At 52.1% G+C, this 18,577-nt stretch carries 18 protein-coding genes and 3 pseudogenes; 3 read left to right on the forward strand and 18 right to left on the reverse strand.

The window, feature by feature from the left end:
* Positions 1 to 254 precede the first annotated feature (254 nt).
* From H7F11_RS07780 to H7F11_RS07800, 5 genes are all read right to left on the reverse strand, one after another.
* The gene (locus tag H7F11_RS07780; protein WP_075322794.1) at positions 255 to 482 is read right to left on the reverse strand and encodes a protoglobin domain-containing protein; all 228 of its coding nucleotides are present in this window, start codon (positions 480 to 482) and stop codon (positions 255 to 257) included.
* 212 nt (positions 483 to 694) lie between these two features.
* Entirely contained in the window at positions 695 to 1,063 is a 369-nt protein-coding gene (locus H7F11_RS07785; RefSeq protein WP_075322795.1) for a hypothetical protein, read from the reverse strand.
* A complete protein-coding gene (locus H7F11_RS07790; RefSeq protein WP_075322796.1) occupies positions 1,060 to 1,863 on the reverse strand; it encodes an MBL fold metallo-hydrolase in 804 nt (267 codons plus the stop codon). The genes H7F11_RS07785 and H7F11_RS07790 overlap by 4 nt, the downstream gene beginning before the upstream one ends.
* Positions 1,864 to 1,981: 118 nt before the next feature.
* Positions 1,982 to 2,512: a protoglobin domain-containing protein gene (locus H7F11_RS07795; protein WP_075322797.1), complete on the reverse strand. Its 531-nt coding sequence runs from the start codon at positions 2,510 to 2,512 to the stop codon at positions 1,982 to 1,984.
* Positions 2,513 to 2,560: 48 nt separating this feature from the next.
* Positions 2,561 to 2,923, reverse strand: a complete 363-nt coding sequence (locus H7F11_RS07800; RefSeq protein ID WP_075322798.1) for a roadblock/LC7 domain-containing protein — start codon at positions 2,921 to 2,923, stop codon at positions 2,561 to 2,563.
* A 320-nt stretch (positions 2,924 to 3,243) separates the two neighbouring features.
* Here H7F11_RS07800 and H7F11_RS07805 point away from each other — a divergent pair, with 320 nt between their 5' ends.
* Positions 3,244 to 4,560: an MFS transporter gene (locus tag H7F11_RS07805; protein ID WP_075322799.1), complete on the forward strand. Its 1,317-nt coding sequence runs from the start codon at positions 3,244 to 3,246 to the stop codon at positions 4,558 to 4,560.
* On the opposite strand, the gene H7F11_RS07810 is transcribed toward H7F11_RS07805, so the two are convergent.
* From H7F11_RS07810 to H7F11_RS07850, 9 genes are all read right to left on the reverse strand, one after another.
* Complete coding sequence (locus H7F11_RS07810; RefSeq protein WP_075323612.1) at positions 4,442 to 5,368, reverse strand: LysR family transcriptional regulator; 927 nt, start codon at positions 5,366 to 5,368, stop codon at positions 4,442 to 4,444. The genes H7F11_RS07805 and H7F11_RS07810 overlap by 119 nt on opposite strands.
* A gap of 146 nt (positions 5,369 to 5,514) precedes the next feature.
* Positions 5,515 to 6,288, reverse strand: coding sequence for a DUF2202 domain-containing protein (locus H7F11_RS07815; RefSeq protein WP_077218299.1), 774 nt, complete (start codon positions 6,286 to 6,288; stop codon positions 5,515 to 5,517).
* A gap of 33 nt (positions 6,289 to 6,321) precedes the next feature.
* Positions 6,322 to 6,759, reverse strand: coding sequence for a PadR family transcriptional regulator (locus tag H7F11_RS07820; protein ID WP_207650571.1), 438 nt, complete (start codon positions 6,757 to 6,759; stop codon positions 6,322 to 6,324).
* Positions 6,760 to 7,261: 502 nt separating this feature from the next.
* Positions 7,262 to 7,948, reverse strand: coding sequence for an MBL fold metallo-hydrolase (locus H7F11_RS07825; RefSeq protein WP_075322800.1), 687 nt, complete (start codon positions 7,946 to 7,948; stop codon positions 7,262 to 7,264).
* 100 nt (positions 7,949 to 8,048) lie between these two features.
* Entirely contained in the window at positions 8,049 to 8,765 is a 717-nt protein-coding gene (locus H7F11_RS07830; protein ID WP_075322801.1) for a Crp/Fnr family transcriptional regulator, read from the reverse strand.
* Between the two features lie 12 nt (positions 8,766 to 8,777).
* Positions 8,778 to 8,993, reverse strand: coding sequence for a hypothetical protein (locus H7F11_RS07835; protein WP_010638922.1), 216 nt, complete (start codon positions 8,991 to 8,993; stop codon positions 8,778 to 8,780).
* Positions 8,994 to 9,070: 77 nt separating this feature from the next.
* Positions 9,071 to 9,388, reverse strand: coding sequence for a hypothetical protein (locus H7F11_RS07840; protein ID WP_075322802.1), 318 nt, complete (start codon positions 9,386 to 9,388; stop codon positions 9,071 to 9,073).
* 81 nt (positions 9,389 to 9,469) lie between these two features.
* Positions 9,470 to 10,552 (reverse strand): cytochrome d ubiquinol oxidase subunit II, encoded by a 1,083-nt coding sequence (locus H7F11_RS07845; protein ID WP_193651283.1) that lies wholly within the window; start codon positions 10,550 to 10,552, stop codon positions 9,470 to 9,472.
* Positions 10,553 to 10,641: 89 nt separating this feature from the next.
* A complete protein-coding gene (locus H7F11_RS07850) occupies positions 10,642 to 12,096 on the reverse strand; it encodes a cytochrome ubiquinol oxidase subunit I (RefSeq protein WP_193651282.1) in 1,455 nt (484 codons plus the stop codon).
* Between the two features lie 317 nt (positions 12,097 to 12,413).
* Between H7F11_RS07850 and H7F11_RS07855 the strand changes: the two genes are divergently transcribed.
* Entirely contained in the window at positions 12,414 to 13,628 is a 1,215-nt protein-coding gene (locus tag H7F11_RS07855) for an ISL3-like element ISAtc1 family transposase (protein WP_012387019.1), read from the forward strand.
* A gap of 191 nt (positions 13,629 to 13,819) precedes the next feature.
* Positions 13,820 to 14,278: pseudogene (locus H7F11_RS07860) on the forward strand (ISAzo13-like element transposase-related protein); the annotation flags it as partial.
* Here H7F11_RS07860 and H7F11_RS07865 read toward each other — a convergent pair.
* From H7F11_RS07865 to H7F11_RS07880, 4 genes and pseudogenes are all read right to left on the reverse strand, one after another.
* Positions 14,272 to 14,574, reverse strand: a pseudogene (locus H7F11_RS07865) (transposase); the annotation flags it as partial. The pseudogenes H7F11_RS07860 and H7F11_RS07865 overlap by 7 nt on opposite strands.
* A gap of 133 nt (positions 14,575 to 14,707) precedes the next feature.
* Positions 14,708 to 15,709, reverse strand: a pseudogene (locus tag H7F11_RS07870) (efflux RND transporter permease subunit); the annotation flags it as partial.
* Entirely contained in the window at positions 15,702 to 17,081 is a 1,380-nt protein-coding gene (locus tag H7F11_RS07875; protein WP_193658095.1) for an efflux RND transporter periplasmic adaptor subunit, read from the reverse strand. The pseudogene H7F11_RS07870 and the gene H7F11_RS07875, both read right to left, overlap by 8 nt.
* Complete coding sequence (locus tag H7F11_RS07880; protein ID WP_193650578.1) at positions 17,078 to 18,313, reverse strand: TolC family protein; 1,236 nt, start codon at positions 18,311 to 18,313, stop codon at positions 17,078 to 17,080. The genes H7F11_RS07875 and H7F11_RS07880 overlap by 4 nt, the downstream gene beginning before the upstream one ends.
* Positions 18,314 to 18,577: the final 264 nt, after the last annotated feature.

The following is an 18,577-nucleotide window of genomic DNA, read 5'->3' on the forward strand; positions in this document are numbered from 1 at the left end:
ATCAGAATAAATGCTCGTAGTTACGTTACCGAACCCATCCACTGCCTAAATACGATGGAGGGACGGATCCTCTATCGGTTGTTCTGAAAAACGACAATGATTATATCTGGAAGATTCATATTTTTATAAAAAAGTGCCGAGGTAAGCCTCGGCAGAATAAATCGCAAACAACCTATCGCATTGTGCAGCAGACCGGTGACTGATTCTAGTGCTAATATGCCAGAAAAAACGCGGAACCCTCTTATACAGAAAGGTTATTCCGCCGTTTCATGGTCACCTATTATGGCAGCAATTTCCTCAAATTCAGTTTGTTTCTTATAAAATTCGTCTACAATAGTATCCACATCATCTTCTATAGCTGCTTTGTTTCTTAATGATAAATCAAAATCTTCTTTTCCCAGACTCAGCAGGTTCATGCGGTTTAAAATTTCGCTATCATTTATTTTTATTTTTTCGAGAAGCGTTTGCTGGGGATATTTCAATTTTATATTCCCTTATAAATATAGTTTTGAAGTTCTGCCTAGAGACAAATTAAGTAAATCGACTCCGGCTGGAGTTTTATCCTACCAGATGGATCCCACCAACCTGTCTATTCTGACCAAGAGACTAGGCATAGTCTAGTTATTGGTTTGCTTTTTATAAGGTGTGCACAAAACTTCTGATGCGATCATTGTTCACCATATAACGCTTTAGATCATTTGTTTCCTGATCCATGGAGTGCTGCAATCCTGCTTGGGACAACCCCGGTTAACATCCGGATGTCCACTTCTGCCGGAAGAACCAGCATCAGAATCGAGTGTTCATCTGCCTGCACGAAAAATGCTGTATGCTGCTCGCAGCGAATACTGATTTCAGGTGTGGTACATTCTGAAAGTCCAGCACTGATGTGCTCAGCAAGACGCATCAATGCCGCTCCGGCAATCCCTATGATAGGTTCATCAGCAACCATTTCCCCCGTCTGAAGGAGTATAACCCCTTCATCGGCAATCCATGCGACGCCCAGTATTTCCGGGATCAACCCCAGCAACTGTGTGTAAAGATCAGCAAACAAATCCTGATTCAAGCAGCACCTCCTTCGTTTTCAGGAACAGGGAACTGGAAATCGTCCTGAGTTAACAGGTCTGGACCCGATTCCAGGGCTTCAAACCAGTCCAGAAATGCGGTGATAGTCTCCTTTCCCTTAAAGGAGGCCCCGTGCTGTGGCACAATCCAGTCAATATCCATACTGCGTATCATGTGGGTCCACAGCCTGCAGACTTTCTGGCCACCCATATAACGACGGTGGAAGCCGTTCATTGAAGACACAGCGCGATGCGCAGCAAACGCTTCTGCCCCTTCAATCACTTTGGAAGCATCCGGTCCACTGACCAGATTAGCACCCAAATCTCCCGAAAAAAGTATTTTGCTGAGAGGATCATACACCTGGAAATTTCCCACGGAATGCATGTAATGTGCGGGAATGAGGGAAAGTGCCTGACCTGCCAGATTAATCGGCATACCCCGTGCTGGAATGCCGATGACGCGTCCGGCAGTCATGCCCTTGGAACAGAAGTGCGGCAGAAAACGGGTCCACTCGTTGGCAATGAGGATTTTGGCATCGGTAATCAGCAACCATCCATTCGCGGAAGCCACAATATCCGGGTCCTCGTGGGAGGCAAATACATAATTCAGATGCGCCGGCAGGAAGTAGCTGGCCATCTCGGCCAACAGATTCTTGTAGGTGAGGTTGCCACCAGGATCCAGAAGCATGCCTTCACCGTTATGCACAATCAGGAACTGATTAGCCTGAATCCCTTCGCCTTCCACCAGGTCGGTGAATGCTATGCATTTATGGATACCATTATCGAAAAGTAGTGTGCTCAATTTTCTGAATCCTCTTTGCTTCCTTGAATGGCGCATTGTACTGCGATCGTCTGATCGCTTCGATTTTTTGTATGCTGTTAGTGAAAACGGCCATCTTCCCGTTCACTATCCGTCCAGATTACTTCAATGTCTGCAGCCGATTGAGCAAGGCCGGGCTGATGCCGAGATTGTTCATCAGCGTTTCACTGTACTTGCGATCAATCAGGTAGTGACAGAGATCAAGCAGTTGCAGCAGGGCTTTGGTAGCCTGGCCCGCCTTGGCACTGTCATCGACTTTACGCTGAATCAGTAGCGGCATGGCTGCGCGCAGGTGACTCATGCTGGAGGCCACAAAATGCGGTGGAATGCGCATTGTGACATGAACTTCGCCGATTTTTTCCTGACGGCTGATAAAGGCTGCGTCGTGAACTCCGCCGACGAGGTCGCGTATCCAGGTTAAGTGGGTTTGCTTCAAAGCCTCTATCCGGCCTTCCAGGTAAGGCGCTGTTTGTGCATCACCCAGCAACTGGCGATAGAACTCGTCGGTGAGTTGCGGAAGGTCTGCTTCGATCAGCAGAAATACTTCCGTGAGTGCGCGTTGCTCTTCTTGGCACAGTCCGCTGATATTGCAGAAGGTACTGAGGTTTGCGTCGTGGTTATCCAGCTGCATGTGGCTTTTCCTTGAATGATTTTAGAAAGGAAGGGCTGACTGCTTCAGTCAAAGCATCTTCTCAATGGCTTTTGCAGCCCGAGTCGCGTCCAGGAACACCAACCCCAGTTTGGCTTCTTTCCGAATAATGGTACTAAGAACGGCATCTGGCCCGGCATGTATCAACAGAACAAAGCCGTTGTCTCCCTTGATCATGACTTGCTCCAGATTGCCGCGTGCCAACTCCGTGGCTGTCCGTTCTCCCAAGGAGAGCATAGCCGCAGCCATGGCACCCACACGGTCTTCATCCATAGAAGCGGAAAGTAACGCAGCGATAGTCAGGCCGTCAGTGGAAATAATGGCGGAGGCCTCTATATCTGCGGAACTGCCATTGAGATCCGATAGCACCGACTTCATCATTTCTTCACGCACCAGGCACTACCCCTCTTTCATAATAAATAAAATAATAATATACGAATAATATAATAATAACACAGATTCCATAACGATATGAGCGGCACGACCATCGGGTAAAATTTTTGCTTAAGTTTTAGCGAACACATTATGTAAATGTCTTTATATGTGCCGATGATTTTTGATGTCTGCATGTAAATGCTGGCAGATTAACACCTGGCGATTGATATTTAATAGGTATGGAAGCAAACCCTAAACACACTGGTAGCTGAATTTACGAAGGACTAGGATTCTCCAAGTCCTCTTCAGCCTTATCATGAGTTCATGTTCCTGAGCCAATGCGCAAACAATCCCTGACTTCCAGCTCCCCGATTTCTGCAGCTTCCGCAAAAGACCCTATTCGTCACGGTACCCGCTCATTCCGAAAGATGATCCTGGCGCTCTTCGCTGCAGGATTCGCTACATTCAGTATGATTTATTGTGTACAACCTCTGATGCCGGCCTTCAGCAGAGAATATGGCGTGACCGCCACGGGGAGTGCGCTTTCCCTGTCGTTGACGACGGGGATTCTGGCTTTCTCGATGCTCCTGGTCGGGAACTGGTCGGATCGTCTGGGGCGCAAGTCTATCATGGTCTGGTCATTGTTCACGTCCGCATTTCTGGTGCTCGCCACCGGATTCGCGCCCAATTGGGAGGTTTTTTTGTTGGAGCGGGCTTTGCTGGGCATCAGCATCAGTGGCCTGCCAGCGGTAGCTATGACCTATCTCAATGAAGAAGTTCATGCGGACTCTATCGGCATAGGTATGGGGTTATATATCAGCGGTAGTGCAGTGGGTGGTATGTCAGGTCGGCTGATTGCCGGTGTTTTGGCCAATTATTGGGGTTGGCATGTTGCCCTGGCCAGCATCGGCGTCATCAGTCTGATTGCTGCCGTTCTATTTGTGCGCAGTTTGCCGGATTCCCAGCATTTTTCCCCGCAGCATGTGTCCTGGAACGGCAGGGTTCAGCAAATCGGTCGGCTGTTCAACGATCCGGGGCTTCCTTGGTTGTTTGTCGAAGGCTTTTTCCTGATGGGCATTTTCGTGACCTTTTATAATTATCTGACTTACCGGCTGATGGCCCCGCCTTACGACTTCAGCCAAGCTCAGGTGGGGCTGATTTTTAGCGTCTACGGAGTGGGTATTTTCAGCTCTCCGGTGATGGGACATATTGCCGGGCGGATAGGGCGTCGAAAGGTCCTATGGATGGCTTTTGCGTTGCTGACTGTAGGGGCCCTGCTCAGTTTTGCGGGGGCTGTCTGGGCGATTCTGCTCGGCACCACATTGTTGACCTTTGGTTTTTTTGGGGGACATTCCATTGCCAGCAGTTGGGTGGGTCGCCGGGCACCTGGAGCCAAAGCGCAGGCCGCCTCATTGTATCTCTTTTTTTATTATCTGGGTTCGGCGGTGCTGGGCAGTTCCGGGGGATATTTCTATTCGGGTTGGGGTTGGGAGGGTGTGGCGGAACTGCTGACTTTTCTGGCAGTCTCCGGACTACTCATCGCCTGGAAACTGCGTGTGCTGCCGCCTCTGACTGCAATATCGCCAATAGCTGTCGGAGCAGCGGTGAATGGTCCATACAGCGGTAAACCACATGGACATCAGAACGCGCACTAGGGGAAGACAGCGGTAGGTAACACACGCTACCCTGCTGCAGGTGTGAATAGGAAACCGGAAGAATGGTAATCCCCAAGCCTACGGCTACCAATCCTATCATGGTCGATGCCTCCTGCACTTCCTGAACAATTTTGGGATTAAACCCGGCATCATGGCAAAGCTGATAAAACTGGTTGCGTATGCCAGTGCCAGCCGAGTCGGTAAAGATAATGAACGACTCGTGGGCCAGTTGCAGCGGATCAAGTGGTACAGACAGATTGGGGGAAGCCGGACAGAGCGGATGTTTGGCAGGTAGAACGGCTACGAGAGGGTCAGCGTAGAGCATATGGGATTGCAGCATTGCCGGTAAATGCTGAACCCGCATAATACCTACCTGTATTTTTCCATGGATCAATGCATCTATTTGTTCGAGAGAGTTTAACTCTTCCAGATTCAGATGCACGGACGGAAATTGTGTTCGAAACTGGTATATGGCTCTGGGGACCTGTTCAGCCAACATGGTTGAGCGGGTCATACCGATGTGCAGTTCACCTTTCTCTCCGCGCTCCACACTGCGCACATGGTCGACGGCACGATCTACCTGGAGAAGAATGGCACGGGCCTCTTTGAGAAAAGCATCCCCTGCATCGGTGAGGGCCACCCGGCGGTTAGTGCGTACGAACAGCCGGGCTCCCAACATTTCTTCAAGCGTATGAATCTGATGACTGAGGGGCGGTTGGGAAATGCCCAAACGCTCTGCAGCGCGGCTGAAATGCAGCTCTTCAGCCACCGCGATGAAGTAACGAAGATGACGAAGTTCAAGTGACACGGATAACGTAACGCCAAGCACAAATCGAAAAAACAATAAGTTTCGGATTATATTATCTTGATGCCGGCACCTGCCAAGTTATATGGACTCACCGTATCGGTGATGTTCATCATGCGATGACCATCACCGACCAACTGCTCCTGTTTTCAATGGCACATTTCGTGTGCAGACAGACCTGTACGTTCGAATTCAGCAGAAGACAGATGCTGCGGAACATAGTCGACACTAAGCTTTTGTTTCCACCGGTAAAATGCCCGTAAGTGATTGCGTGAGCCCCGCTCTAATTCTGCATAGACCGCAAGGATTTCCGGTTTATTGGTGCGTCGGGCCACTTTTTGTAGGTCGGCTATATCGAGTTCTTCAATCAATAACCCAACGCGAACGGCGTCTGCCTCGCTCCGTAGTCCCTGATTAATCAGATCATCATACAATGCTTGCAAATCGGCACGATAGAATTGTCCAACCGCCAACCCCCGAACCGGATCAGATTCCCCATAATGCTCAAGCAAAGCCAGCATCGCGTCCATGTGCACTTGTTCCGAACCGGTAATATTTTGGAAAGGACGGATACCCCAGCGCTCGTATAAGCGAATATAAACGTCTCGCGCAATTTTTTCCTCCTCTCGCATCAACAGCAAGTCGGAGCGTTCTTCGCTCGTCAATAGGCCACGCGGTGAAGCAGCAATATCGGCACGAATTTGTGCAAGGTGCACTGGGCGCTGCTCCGCATGTTCATTTTCCATGAATTCAGACTCAGTAGATGTGTTTGTGCTCGCATTAAACCCGCGTTGATCCATTCGGCGGCCATTTCCACGGCCACCATTTCCACGACTGCCATTTCCACAGCCGCTTGACCTCATCCGGCTTTCACCAGAACGCTGATCGCCGAACTGTGAACAAGACTTTTTATTTGTATTCATTATGTTACTCCTTTAAACATCTTCAGACCTAATTCAGAGGGTCTGAATCTCTGTGAGTGCCTCTTCAAGAATCTTCTTGATCCTTTGGAACTGTTCCGAGACCAAAGGAGAGGCTTGTATTCGTTGACTAACGGCATCACGCAATAAATGGAGATGTTCGCGTATCTGTCGCGCGTCTTCACTGCATCGGGTCGCGATCCGTTCTTCGATTGCCACGACCATCGCGCGATTCTGTTCAAGAAACGCTTGCCCTTGTTCAGTGATGACGTAAAGTTTCTTGTTTCCCTCAAGAATTACAGAAACATGACCGAGATCTTCGAGCATTGCGAGCATCGGATAAATCATCCCGGGACTCGGACTGTAGATCCCCCCGGATTGTTGCTCTAACAGCTTGATCAGTTCGTATCCGTGGCGTGGGTGCTGGGCAATATGCTGCAGGACGATGTAACGCAGCATGCCCGGATCAAGCATACGGGATCTCCGTCGGCCTTGCCCTGATCTGTGGCAAGGTCCGGAACATTTTCCCTCTGGGTCATTGGATAGTTTCATGGGAACCGCCTTTTAGATATATCTAATTATGATATATCTTATAGGATGCCGTGAAAAATACAAGATCATCACTTGGTTTTTTTGACCTGATTTTTTTGAGTCAGGAAATTATGGAAAGAGAACCTTCCAAACAGGATTTCGTTGTAGAGTCGGATCAGCGATACCCGGCAATAGCTGGGCGCAAAAACCATGCGTTCCGAAGTAAATGTGATGCTGATCTTCCAACACAGCCTCCGCCCATGTGGTCGCCCCACAGAACGGACGCACGAGTCCTCTGATGTTGCCCGGAGTAGGCAGCAAAGGTATACAGGTTTCACGCAATAGAGTAGCCTGACATTATCCCAGACAAAATATCCTCATGATTATGGATAGTGCTGATTGGTCCAAAAATCACAATCTCCAGTGTCAGAATATCTGGGCTACATCAAGGGTTGGCACCACAAAGACGATTAGCCGGGACGGAGACATCTATCAATTTCGGAAGCGGCAGATTGAGTGCGGCCATGATAGCGATGAATTCCTCTCGCGATTTGTTGGCGAGGCGCGGGTTGCTCTGTTTTTCCTCGCCAATACAGCTCACCCGGCGACCACGATAGTCGTGACCGGGATAAACCAACGTCTCGTCAGGTAAGGTGAAAAGTTTTGTGGTAATGCTGTCGTATAAGGTACCAGCATCGCCGCTCTGAAAGTCAGTGCGCCCACAGCCGCCAATGAGCAGAGCGTCACCGGTAAAAACCCGATCATGCCAGCGAAAGCTTAGAGATTCAGGAGTATGCCCAGGGGTAGCAAGTACGCGAATAACATCGTCTCCCAAGACCAGGAAATCGCCGTCATCCACCGCAATGTCGGCACAGTCGGCTTGAGCTCGGACACTGAGGACTACCTGTGCTCCTGTCTGCTTGCGGAGTTTGTGGGCAGCGCTGATATGATCGGCGTGCAAATGGGTTTCCAGAATATGAGTCAGGTGCAGGCCTTCATTACGCAAAATCTGCAAAACTTCGGCACTGTTCTCGGCCACCGCATCGATGACCACGGCATCGCGCCAGGTATTATCCGCGAGAATGTAGGTGTAGGTACTGCTCTCGATATGAAACAGTTGCCGAAAATACATGACGTTATTCCTTTACCCGGAGGCTGCAGTGAATTCCGAATATGGCCTAGCGTGTCACAGCCAGGCTAGGGTCGCATTGAGAAAAATCATTTAGAACCCATCAATTCATGCCGCTGGCAATTTTTCGTAGCGACGCGCGCTGAACCATAATGCGCTGACCGGATTCACGCAGGTATCCCTGTCTCTTGAAATCCGCCATGACTCTCGAAACATGTGCAGAAGAAAGCCCGAGATAACCGGCAATTTCTTTACGCGCCATCGGGAAAGGGACCCAGGCGCCATCGGGGAACACTCCGCACCAGTGGTATAAAAATGCCGCCAGGCAGGCATCGGCCTTCCCTGCCCCCACTTCCACAATATGGAATTCAGACTCTTCCAGGGCTCTCTGCCATCGCTCCAGCAATGCGCGTCGCACATGGGGGAGGTCTTCTGATAAACGGTTTAATTCCGATATATCCAGCAAACATAAATCAGCGGCATCTAATGTTGTGGCGGTATGCGGATAACGGGGATGTGCATGATTCAAGCCCTCAAATCCCAACAGATCGCCATGACGCAATAGCCGAACAATTTTTTCCACCCCATGAAGCGGTGATTCCAGACTGAGTTTGATGACACCAGACCGCAAGGTAAACGCATGGCGGGCGCTTTCGCCCTGATGGTAAAGCACTTCTCCAGCAGGCAGATGAATATCCTGTACGGTCATCCCCAGATTGTCTAATTCTTGCACAGTGAGTCCTGCAAAGATGCTTAACTGGCGCATGGGACAAAGCTGACAATCTGACTGGCCCGTCAGATTCCATGACGCTGAATGCATGAGATACTCCTGTTAGGCGATGCTGTCGGCATCCTCCAATTCCCAGAGCGGGATCTGGTTATCAGAGGCATCGGTTACCCAACGTCGCGCATAAATGCTGCGTTGGGCAGCCAACTCATTCAGAATACTCTGAATACGGTTCATCGTCAGGTGCAGGGTACAAGCCATCTCTATGCTGGTCATCGGCCCGCCACGCAGGCAGTTCAGAATACGATTCGTGTCTTGCATTATGAGGATATCTCCCGATGTCGTGTCAGGTTGTGCGCCATCCTGTATGCGCTGGTATGAAAGTCCCTCCATGGCATTCAGCTCGTGTACAGCACGGGATAAGCTGCCCGGTTTGCCTTTTTGTGCAGCAGATTTTGCCGAAAAATGCGAAAGAAGCGCTGATAACGCGATAATTCCTGCTCCATCAGCAAGCTATGATCGGACACCTTTTTTTGCGACTGGTTATCCAGCACCTGCTCTTCATTCAGGGTGGAGAGTTCTGCGCGTAGCGCATACCATTGTTCATTGACCAGATCGTGGCGTGTTTCCAGTACATCGAGAATATCCAGAATGGCACGGTCATCCAGCTGTGCTTCGGGTTCGCCCTGAACCGTTAAAGAAGATCTGATTTTCATAAATCACTCCATGAATAGTTTCCGTCTGTTACACAGGAACTGGGGAAAGGACAGCGAAAAGTCTGCCCTTCCCTTCAGGTTTTAATGACCGCCGTAACTGGCCATTTTTGTGGTGCGACCCCGGAACACCCAGATTTGATAAGCGTTGTACATGATCATGATGGGTACAAACCCGGTCATGAACAAGGTAAACACGGCAATGGAGTTGGCCGGATTGGCGGCCGCCTGGATGGTCCAGGTTTCCGGAACAATGTAGGGAAACATCGTGGCCCACATGGCAAACCACAGGAGAACCACCACCCCTTCACCCCACAGCAGGGCGGCGAAGTCTTTTTGCATGGAGTGGTTCATCATGGATTTAAAGGCAAAGAACAAGACCACTAAGAGCCAGATGGCCCATACCCACCAATAAGGACCGGTCCATTTTGCCGCTGCCCAGGGGAATATGGCATAGGACCATACCAGGGTGACGACGATTGCTGTCAAGGCCAGGTAGGAAAAAAGGGTGGTCCAGCGCTGTGCTTTGACATTGATCGGATCCCCCTTTTCAAAGCGTGCACTCAGGTAAAGACCGCCTGCCAGTCCGGCCGCAATGACCGCGCCAAAACCGGTGAAGATACTGAAAGGGGTCAGAAAAGTGAGGGCCGTCCCGGTAAAATGGGGAATGGGCGAATTCACAAACAGGCCCGGAGCCCCTTTGGCCATGGCCTCACCGGCCTTCATGGGGAAGCCCTGCAAGGTCGCCCCCAAAGCCACGCCCGCCCCGAAAGGCGCCATAAAACTCCCGACGGCAAAGGCCCAACCCCAAAAGCGCTTGCTTCCGGTTGCATGGACATGAAACTCAAAGGCTACAGCCCGCGAAATGACGCCCCATAAAGCGAACATCAAAGGAATCATCAGATAGTTGAAGGCCGATCCATACACCAGCGGAAAAGCGCCAAACAGCACGCCGCCGGCAACGACCAGCCAGGTTTCATTGCCATCCCACATACCGGCCATGGAAGCCATAATGGCGCCCCGCTCCTGCTCCTCCGGAGAAAAAAGGGCAAACACCCCGGCGCCGAGATCGGCACCGTCCAGGGCAATGAAGAAAAGAAACAGTAGACTGAGTAACAGCCACCACCACGTCGTTAGAGTGGTAGCGATTCTGGCGAGATCAAACATATTGTATTACTCCTTGAATCAAAATCCCGGGAAACCACTCCTGGCCTCCGGGCCATACCCCGCAGCGCGCTGCGGGGTATGGATAACGCTTAATGGGTTTTCCCAAAGGTTGGTTTGGCAAAGGTCGGTTTGGCCAATCCACCACCGGCGTGTTCCTGGTCAGCAGACTGCTCTGGCGCCCCGGGTAAAGGACTTTCCAGATCCGGTCCCTTGCGGATCACGCGGGAGAAGAAATACCAGGCACCGGCCCAGACGGTCAGTTCAAAAACGCCATAGCCGAGAAACCAGACGATTTCCTGGCCAATCCCCATATGACTGGTGCCCTCATAGGTACGCATGAGGTTGTAAACCACCCAGGGTTGACGCCCTACTTCACGGGTCCACCAGCCGGTCCAGATGGCCAGATACGGTAAAAAAGCACTAAAGACCATGGCCCGCAAAAACCAGGGGCGCTTACGCAATCCTTTTACAGTCATTTGGCCGCGCAGGATGAGCATGGTGCCCCACAACGCCATAAAGAACAGGAAGAAACCAATGGCGACCATAACCCGGAAGGAATAGAAAGGGACCCATACGTCGGGGCGATCGTTCGCCGGGAACTGGTCCAGACCGGAAACCACGCCATTCAGGGTGTGGGTTTCCAGGAGACTCAACACATAGGGGATCTTGATGGAAAACACACTCGCATTATTCGCGGCATTGGGAATGGTAATCAGGTTCCAGGCACTGTTGACCTGACCGTTAGGCAAGTAGGTATGGTAATGCCCTTCCATGGCGGCCAGCGAGGTCGGTTCACTATGGGCCACATCGACCCCCAGACTATCCCCTAACCAGATTTGTATCGGCGTCGCAATCAATAAAGCCAGAATGGCCGGCTTCAACATCTTCACGAACAGGTCCGCATGACGATTTTTGAGAATAAACCAGGCACTGGTCCCGGCCAGTACAAAAAAGCCCAGGATCATGGTAGCCATCCACATATGGGGAAAGCCCCAGTCCGCGTTCGCGTTGAAAATGGCACTCCACCAATTCGTCACCTGAAACAGACCGTCTTTCAGCACGACACCATCGGGAGTCTGCATCCAACTGTTGGCCACCAGAATCCAGTAGGCCGATAAGCTGGAGGCGATCGCCACGTTAAAGGTAGAAAACAAATGCATCCCTTTGCCGACTTTGTTCCAGCCAAACACCATGAGGCCAATGAAACCGGCTTCATACATAAAGGCGGTAATGGTTTCAAAGCCGAGAATATTGCCGAAGAAGGGACCCACGGCCTGAGAGAACGGGCCATAGAGAATGCCGAAGGCCATTTCCATGGTGACACCGGTAGCCACACCAGCTCCGAAATTAATAATAAAGATTTTTTCAAAGAAGCGGTTCAAGCGATACCATCGTTCGTCTCCGGAACGCAGCCAGGCTACTTCCAGCCCGAAAAGGATCCAGGACACCCCGATGGTTAATGGGGTCCAGAGGATATGCATGGAGGTAATCCAGGCAAAATCCAGCCGACTCAGAAGAATCGGCAAAGTGTTTTCCATGAGCATGATAAACTCCTCGCTTCAAAAGCGGCGTTAAAAATTGCAGATATACTAGCGAAGATGAATATGCAATAAATATGCCTATTATCCACTCTAAAATTAATCAGTAAGTTACATTATAAAAATGATTTTTCGCAAAAAAATAATGGGGGATATAGCCCGTTAATATGGTTTATATCACCCGATTTATACGCACAAGGATCAAAAAATGACAAAACGCATTTTTATCTCATACTCACCGTCTAAAAGTGGCTCTTCGTCAGATTGAGTGGGTAGGGGGTAGAATGCTGTGGAGCGGTCGTGCCCTGAATAGGAGTTAGCTGATGGTCCCTGAAGAGCTGTTTTCTCTCGCGTTAGGATTGGTTCCGCCGTGGTTGGTGGATCATGTGACTTTCACGGTGGAGGAGAAACGCCTGGATCTGCACATCAACTTTCCCAAAGGTAGTCGCTTTGCTTGCTCCGTCTGTGGTGAGGAGTGTCCGGTACATGATACCCGTGACCATACCTGGCGGCACATGGATTTCTTCCAGCATGAAGCCTATCTCCATGCCCGTGTACCTCGTGTGAAGTGCCAGGAGCATGGAGTGCATCAGATATCTGTTCCCTGGGCGCGGGAAGGCTCGCGTTTCACCCTGCTCTTTGAAGCGCTGATCATGACCCTGGTGCGGGAGATGCCGGTATTGACGGCAGCTCGCATGGTCGGTGAGACCGACAAGCTCCTGTGGCGAGTGATTGACCATTATGTGCCCGAAGCTCGTGCTGCGGTGGATATGGCCAATGTCCATGCCGTCGGCGTCGATGAAACCAGCAGTCGGCATGGACATGACTACATCACGCTCTTCGTGGATCTGAATGCCCGGCGACTCTTGTTCGCTACTCCCGGCAAGGATGCCAAGACCTTTGAGAAATTCTCCGCAGATCTACAGGCCCATGGTGGTAGCGCGGAAGCGATCACCGATGTGAGCATGGACCTCTCGCCGGCCTTCCAGAAAGGGGCTGCCGAGCACCTGCCCAATGCGGAGATCACTTTCGATCGTTTTCACCTCATGAAGCTCGTCAACGAGGCCGTAGACGACGTGCGCAAGGGGGAAGTCCTCACCCAGCCAAATCTCAAAAAGACCCGCTGGCTTTGGCTCAAGAACGATTGCAACCTCAAAATGAAGCAGAAAGAAAAGCTGCAGGAATTGCTCAAAGACCAGAACCTCAAGACGGCGCAGGCCTACCAGTTCCGCCTGACCTTTCAGGACATCTTCACGATCAAGAATCGCCACCAGGGGGCTACCCTCTTGAAAGCCTGGTTGGAAAACGCCAGAACCAGCGATCTGCCGCCTATCGTCAGGGTCGCCTACACCATCATGAATCACTGGGATGGCGTGCTCCGATGGTTCGAGAGCCAGATCACCAATGGAATTCTGGAAGGTTTCAACAGCCTCATTCAATCCGCCAAGGCCAAGGCTCGGGGTTACCGCACGCACAAGAACTTTATCAACATGGCCTACCTGATCCTGGGCAAGCTGGATCTCAGGCTACCCACTTGAAATGACGAGGAACCAAACTGGCTTTCATGACGAATGTCAGCCCCAAAAATCAGGATTCAGGGCATCTCCCCTTTTATTTTGTAGTAAGCAGCGTTTTTTAAGGCCATATTTCGATGATTTTTCATATTACGGGCATACTAAGTATTCATAAATAAATTGTACTCACTATATAGCGGGTATAGTCTTGCGGCATGGAAGCAGACGCACTGATAGCCGCTCGACACCAAGCGCTCGAAGGGATACTGGATGAGCGGTAGAGACGGCTATATGCGGCAGTAGAAGCGAAGGTGCTGGGTCATGGCGGTGTCAAGCGGGTGAGTGAGGCCACCGGAGTCGCGCGGGGGTCCATCATGGCGGGTCTCAAAGAGCTCAAGGATCCGGAGAACAGGCTCCCGCAAGGCCGAGTTCGTCGATCGGGTGGCGGGAGAAAAAGGCTGGTGGATCGCGATCCGGACTTGCTGGTGGCCTTGGAGGGTTTGGTGGATCCTGCGGCACGCGGTGATCCCCAGTCACCGCTGCGCTGGACTTGCAAGAGCCTCAAGCAATTGGCACGGGAACTGGGCGAACAGGGGCACCGCATCAGCCATGTTTCTGTGGGCATTCTGCTCAAGGAATTAGGGTACAGCTTGCAAGGCAATCGCAAGACTGTAGTGGCTACCGTTCGTGATTTGCATACATACGGAGGCGCCAGTACCGAATTGAATTTGATCCCCGATCCTGAGCGGTCCCGCACCTTGGGTACTTTGACGGGTACCGGACCCAGAGCGGTCATGATCTCGCGCTCCGGCAGATGCCCATTACGCACGACCGCCTGACGCCCATCAACCATCCGCACCGTCGCAAATTCTTCCAGCAATACCGCCACCTCTGCCTCTATGGCCTGCTCAATCAGAGAGCGTGCCGCGCGTCGAAGTATCCCTTCAATGCCCAGACCCAACTCTCCCATCCCACCTGCTATTACGGTATTCTTTTCCACGGCGTACTCCTTATGTTGCTCTTTGAGTCGGAAACCCTTTGTAGCAACAGTACGCCACCTCATTCAAGCCAGTTGTAACGCGCCCGTACACCACTTTCGAGCATAGCTCGCGTTGAATCAGGGGGCGCTGGCTGTAAGTGGTCACTACCTTCACTCCAGCCGGCAGCGAGGCCTGCAAGCTTTTAAGTTTTTGTTGAATCTTTTGTATCAGGGCATTGGCGTTTCCCCCCTGATTCATCATGACAATGCCACCGACCACTTGACCCTGACCATTCAGTTCGGCAATACCACTGGGTAGAACCGGGCCTAATTGTACCCGTGCCACTTGCTGCAGCGTCACGGGCACGCCGTCGCGCACACCAAGCGGGGTCTGTTGTAAATCTTTCAATGAGTGAATGTAGCCGGAGGTGCGCACTATGTAGCGCGACTCTCCCATGTCCACGACGGAACCACTGGTTTCGCCATTGGCCGCACGAATAGCCGCTTCGACCTGTGGCAGGGTGAGGTTGTAGGCCAGCAGACGATTAGGGAAGACAACCACCTGATACTCCTGCTCCATCCCGCCCACCGTCGCGACCTGGGCTACACCGGGAATACCTTGCAAGGCAAATTTCAGAAACCAGTTTTGCAGGGTAGTAAGTTGTGCAAGGTTCAGTGAACCACCGGGATCTGTGAGGGCATATTCATAAATCCAATCCACCCCCGAGCTATTCGGCCCCAGAGCCGGGGTTACCCCGGCTGGTAACTGACCCTGGGCCTGGTTGAGATATTGCAGGACCAGATTCCGTGCCTGATAAATCGGAGTACCTCCTTTGAACAGCACGTAAACATAGGAATCCCCGAACATGGAATAGCCACGTACGGCTTTGGCACCGGGTACTTCCTGCAAAGTCGTTTCGAGGGGATAGGTGATTTGATCCTGAATGATTTGTGGAGCCTGTCCCGGATAAGAGGTTTTGACAATGACCTGGGTCGGCGAAATATCAGGAAGCGCTTCCAGTGGAATGCTCAGGATGGAGAGGACGCCTGCAACGATCACGACCAAGCTGGCAATGACCACCAACAATGGGTTGTTGAGACACCAACGCATCACGGCCTTAATCATGGCTTTTGCCTCCCATATTCATGTTGGCCATGGACGCTGGAGTAGATTTTTTGGGTTTTTTCGATACAGGCGTTGACCGGTTCTTTGCCACAACGGGCGACGCAGAATCCACTCGGGCAGTATTAGCGCCCAACATGCGCGCCCGTACGGATTGGAATTGAGATTCGGAATAGAGCAGGAACTGCGCACTTTCCACAACCCGATCGCCTGGCCGGAGGCCCTTTGGGATAGCTACCCATCCCCGGTACGCTGGCCCTAAGCGGACTTGTACCGGTAGGAAATGCCCATGGCCCTCGCCGAGCATCACGAAATCGCCCTGAGAGCCATGCAGTACGGCGCTGCTTGGTACGGCCAGCGACTTCTCAGGGCGGGCTAAAATAGTGGCATCCGCGTAGGTGCCGGGACGGAGTTTCCCCTCCGGATTGGGAACGCTCAGGCGTGCTGTAACCGTCCGGTTTTGGGCATTCAGCGTCGGATACAGGAAGCTCAAAGACCCTTTCCAGCGCACCTCCGGGTAAGCAGGTAAATGCAGGCGGGCAGAGTCACCCGTGTGTATCCAGGGTAACTGATAGGTGTAGAGCGCCACGTTCACCCAAACCCGGTCGAGATTGGCAATTTGATAAAGTTCGGTCTGCGGTGCGATATAGCTGCCCTGATGCACGTTGAGCGTCTCGATGACGCCAGAAGCCGGCGCCCTTAATGCGACATCCCGCTCAGCATGACCGTGCAGGGCGAGTGCAGTAATCTCGTTTCTGGACATCCCGAGTAATTGCAATTTCGTCTGAGCAGCCGCCAGCAGGGCGGGATCTGCCGTTCGTCCCTGTTGGCGCCGCGCAATGAGATACTCCTGCTGGGCACTGTATAATGCCGGAGAATAAATCTCGGCAAGCACCTGGCCGCGTTGCACCGTGTCCCCCACCGCCCTGACACGCAACTGTTCCACCCAACCGGAGAAGCGCGGGTTCACTGAATATACCCGGTTTTCGTCCACGGCCACGGTTCCTACGGTGTGAATGGAATGACCCATCTGCCGTTCCTGAACCTGTACAAGACGGACCCCCAGGTTTTGCGCCATCTGTGAATTGATATGCAATCCCGAGGGCTTTTGTGCATTGGTACCGGGAGCGTAGACCGGGGTATAGGCCATGCCCATGTTGTCTTTCATCGGGTGATTCGAATGAATCTTGGGATTCATGGGGGAAGCCCAATAGAGAATATGGCGCTGGTCGCTGCTGTTGTTCGGGGAAGGCCGTTGGCTTTTGGTGAGATTCGGCACGGCACTGGGCGTTCGTAACCACCAAGCCCCGCCGGCACCCAAGGCTACACCCAGCGCAAGGAGACCCACAGGGAGGGTCCATTGACGGAATTTCATGACGTTGTCCTCCCTTGCGTGGTGAGGAAATCCAGCTCCGCGACACTGAGAGCGAGATCACGGCGATACTGCAGACGGGTCAGCGCATAGCGCAATACCACATTTTGGGTGCGCAACACCGCATCCATGTGGGCCTGTCCCGAGGTATAAGCAGCGAGTGTCGCAGAAAATGCCTGCTGTGCCTTGGGTACTAGACGCTCATCGGTCCGTGTCCATTCTTTTTTCAGCGCAGTATAACGGGCGAATGTGCTGCGCAGCTCCTGGATCAGCGCTAAATGCTGGTCGTCAAAACGATATTGGGCCTGCAGCGCCCGCGCTCGGGCGGCATCCACATTCTGATCCTGCCGGTCTTCCGGAAAGATGGGCAGGCTCAGGTTGACGCCTACAGACAACCAGTTCGGACTGCCCGGATAGAAATCCTGACCATAGGCAGCACTGACGGTAACATTGGGCCAATAGCTCCGTTGAGCGACTTGTACCCCGATTTGCGCAGCGCGCGATTGCGCCTGTGCAGAGCGCAAGAGAGGCTGCCCCAAAAGACGGGTTTCTGCGGTTCGCAAGGTTTTGGGCGACGGGAGATGCGGCCATCGGTTTTGTATGGAAGGTGGCTGCGATAGATTCAGGATCTGGGCAATTTGTGCAAGATAGCGCGTTCGTTCGGCTTGTAATTTGCTGATGTCATTCGCAAGATCGTCTCGTGCCAGTTGGGCCCGGAGTACATTGGCCTCCGATCCCTGTGCAGATCGATAGAGCGCCAGTGCGGCCTGCACGCTCTCGGCTTGCAACTGTTCCTGATGCCGGACCGTCATTATGGCTTTGTCGGTATAGAGCGCTTGCAGCCAGGCGCGGCGTAACAACAACACTAATTCGGCGGACTGGCCTTGCAGGGTGTCCGTAGCTGCTGCAGCTTCCACGCGCGTTTGTCGACCTTCCAGCCCCAGTTTACCGAAGGAGGGAAAAGTCTGACTCAGCCCCACACTCAGCATACTCATCTGCTGCTGATTCATGGAGAAACTGTTGAGGGGTAAATCTTCAGCACCCAGAGACAAATGCGGATCAGGCAACTGGGCTACGGATACGGCCTGATGTTTTAATTCTACTATTTTCTGGGTCAGCGCGCCGAGCCCCGGGTTTTGACGCAAGGCAATGGCTTGCGCGTCCTGCAAACTTAACGGATCAGCGCATGCTGCGGCCGTTGAAAAGCACAGTAACATCCCGGCCAAGAGCCGCATGCTGTTCTTGGCTGATAATCGTTCCAATAGATTGGCATCCATGAAAATCTCCATAGCAAATCAATGACATTTCTCCTTTGAAAAAAGGAGTGCCTACTTGCTGAGGAGAACTTAAATGGTCAATCGTATGTGAAGCAGCGGAGGTGGATGGTAAGAGGGTTCAGGGGAAAAAAGACCGGGACGATCCTTCGCAACGAACTGAGAGTAGGTCCATGTCACGGATCCAATCCACACGGGAGTCGGGACAGAAATTCCAGAAAAGCG

The organism is Acidithiobacillus sp. HP-2 (assembly GCF_015100155.1).
Lineage (GTDB): Bacteria > Pseudomonadota > Gammaproteobacteria > Acidithiobacillales > Acidithiobacillaceae > Acidithiobacillus.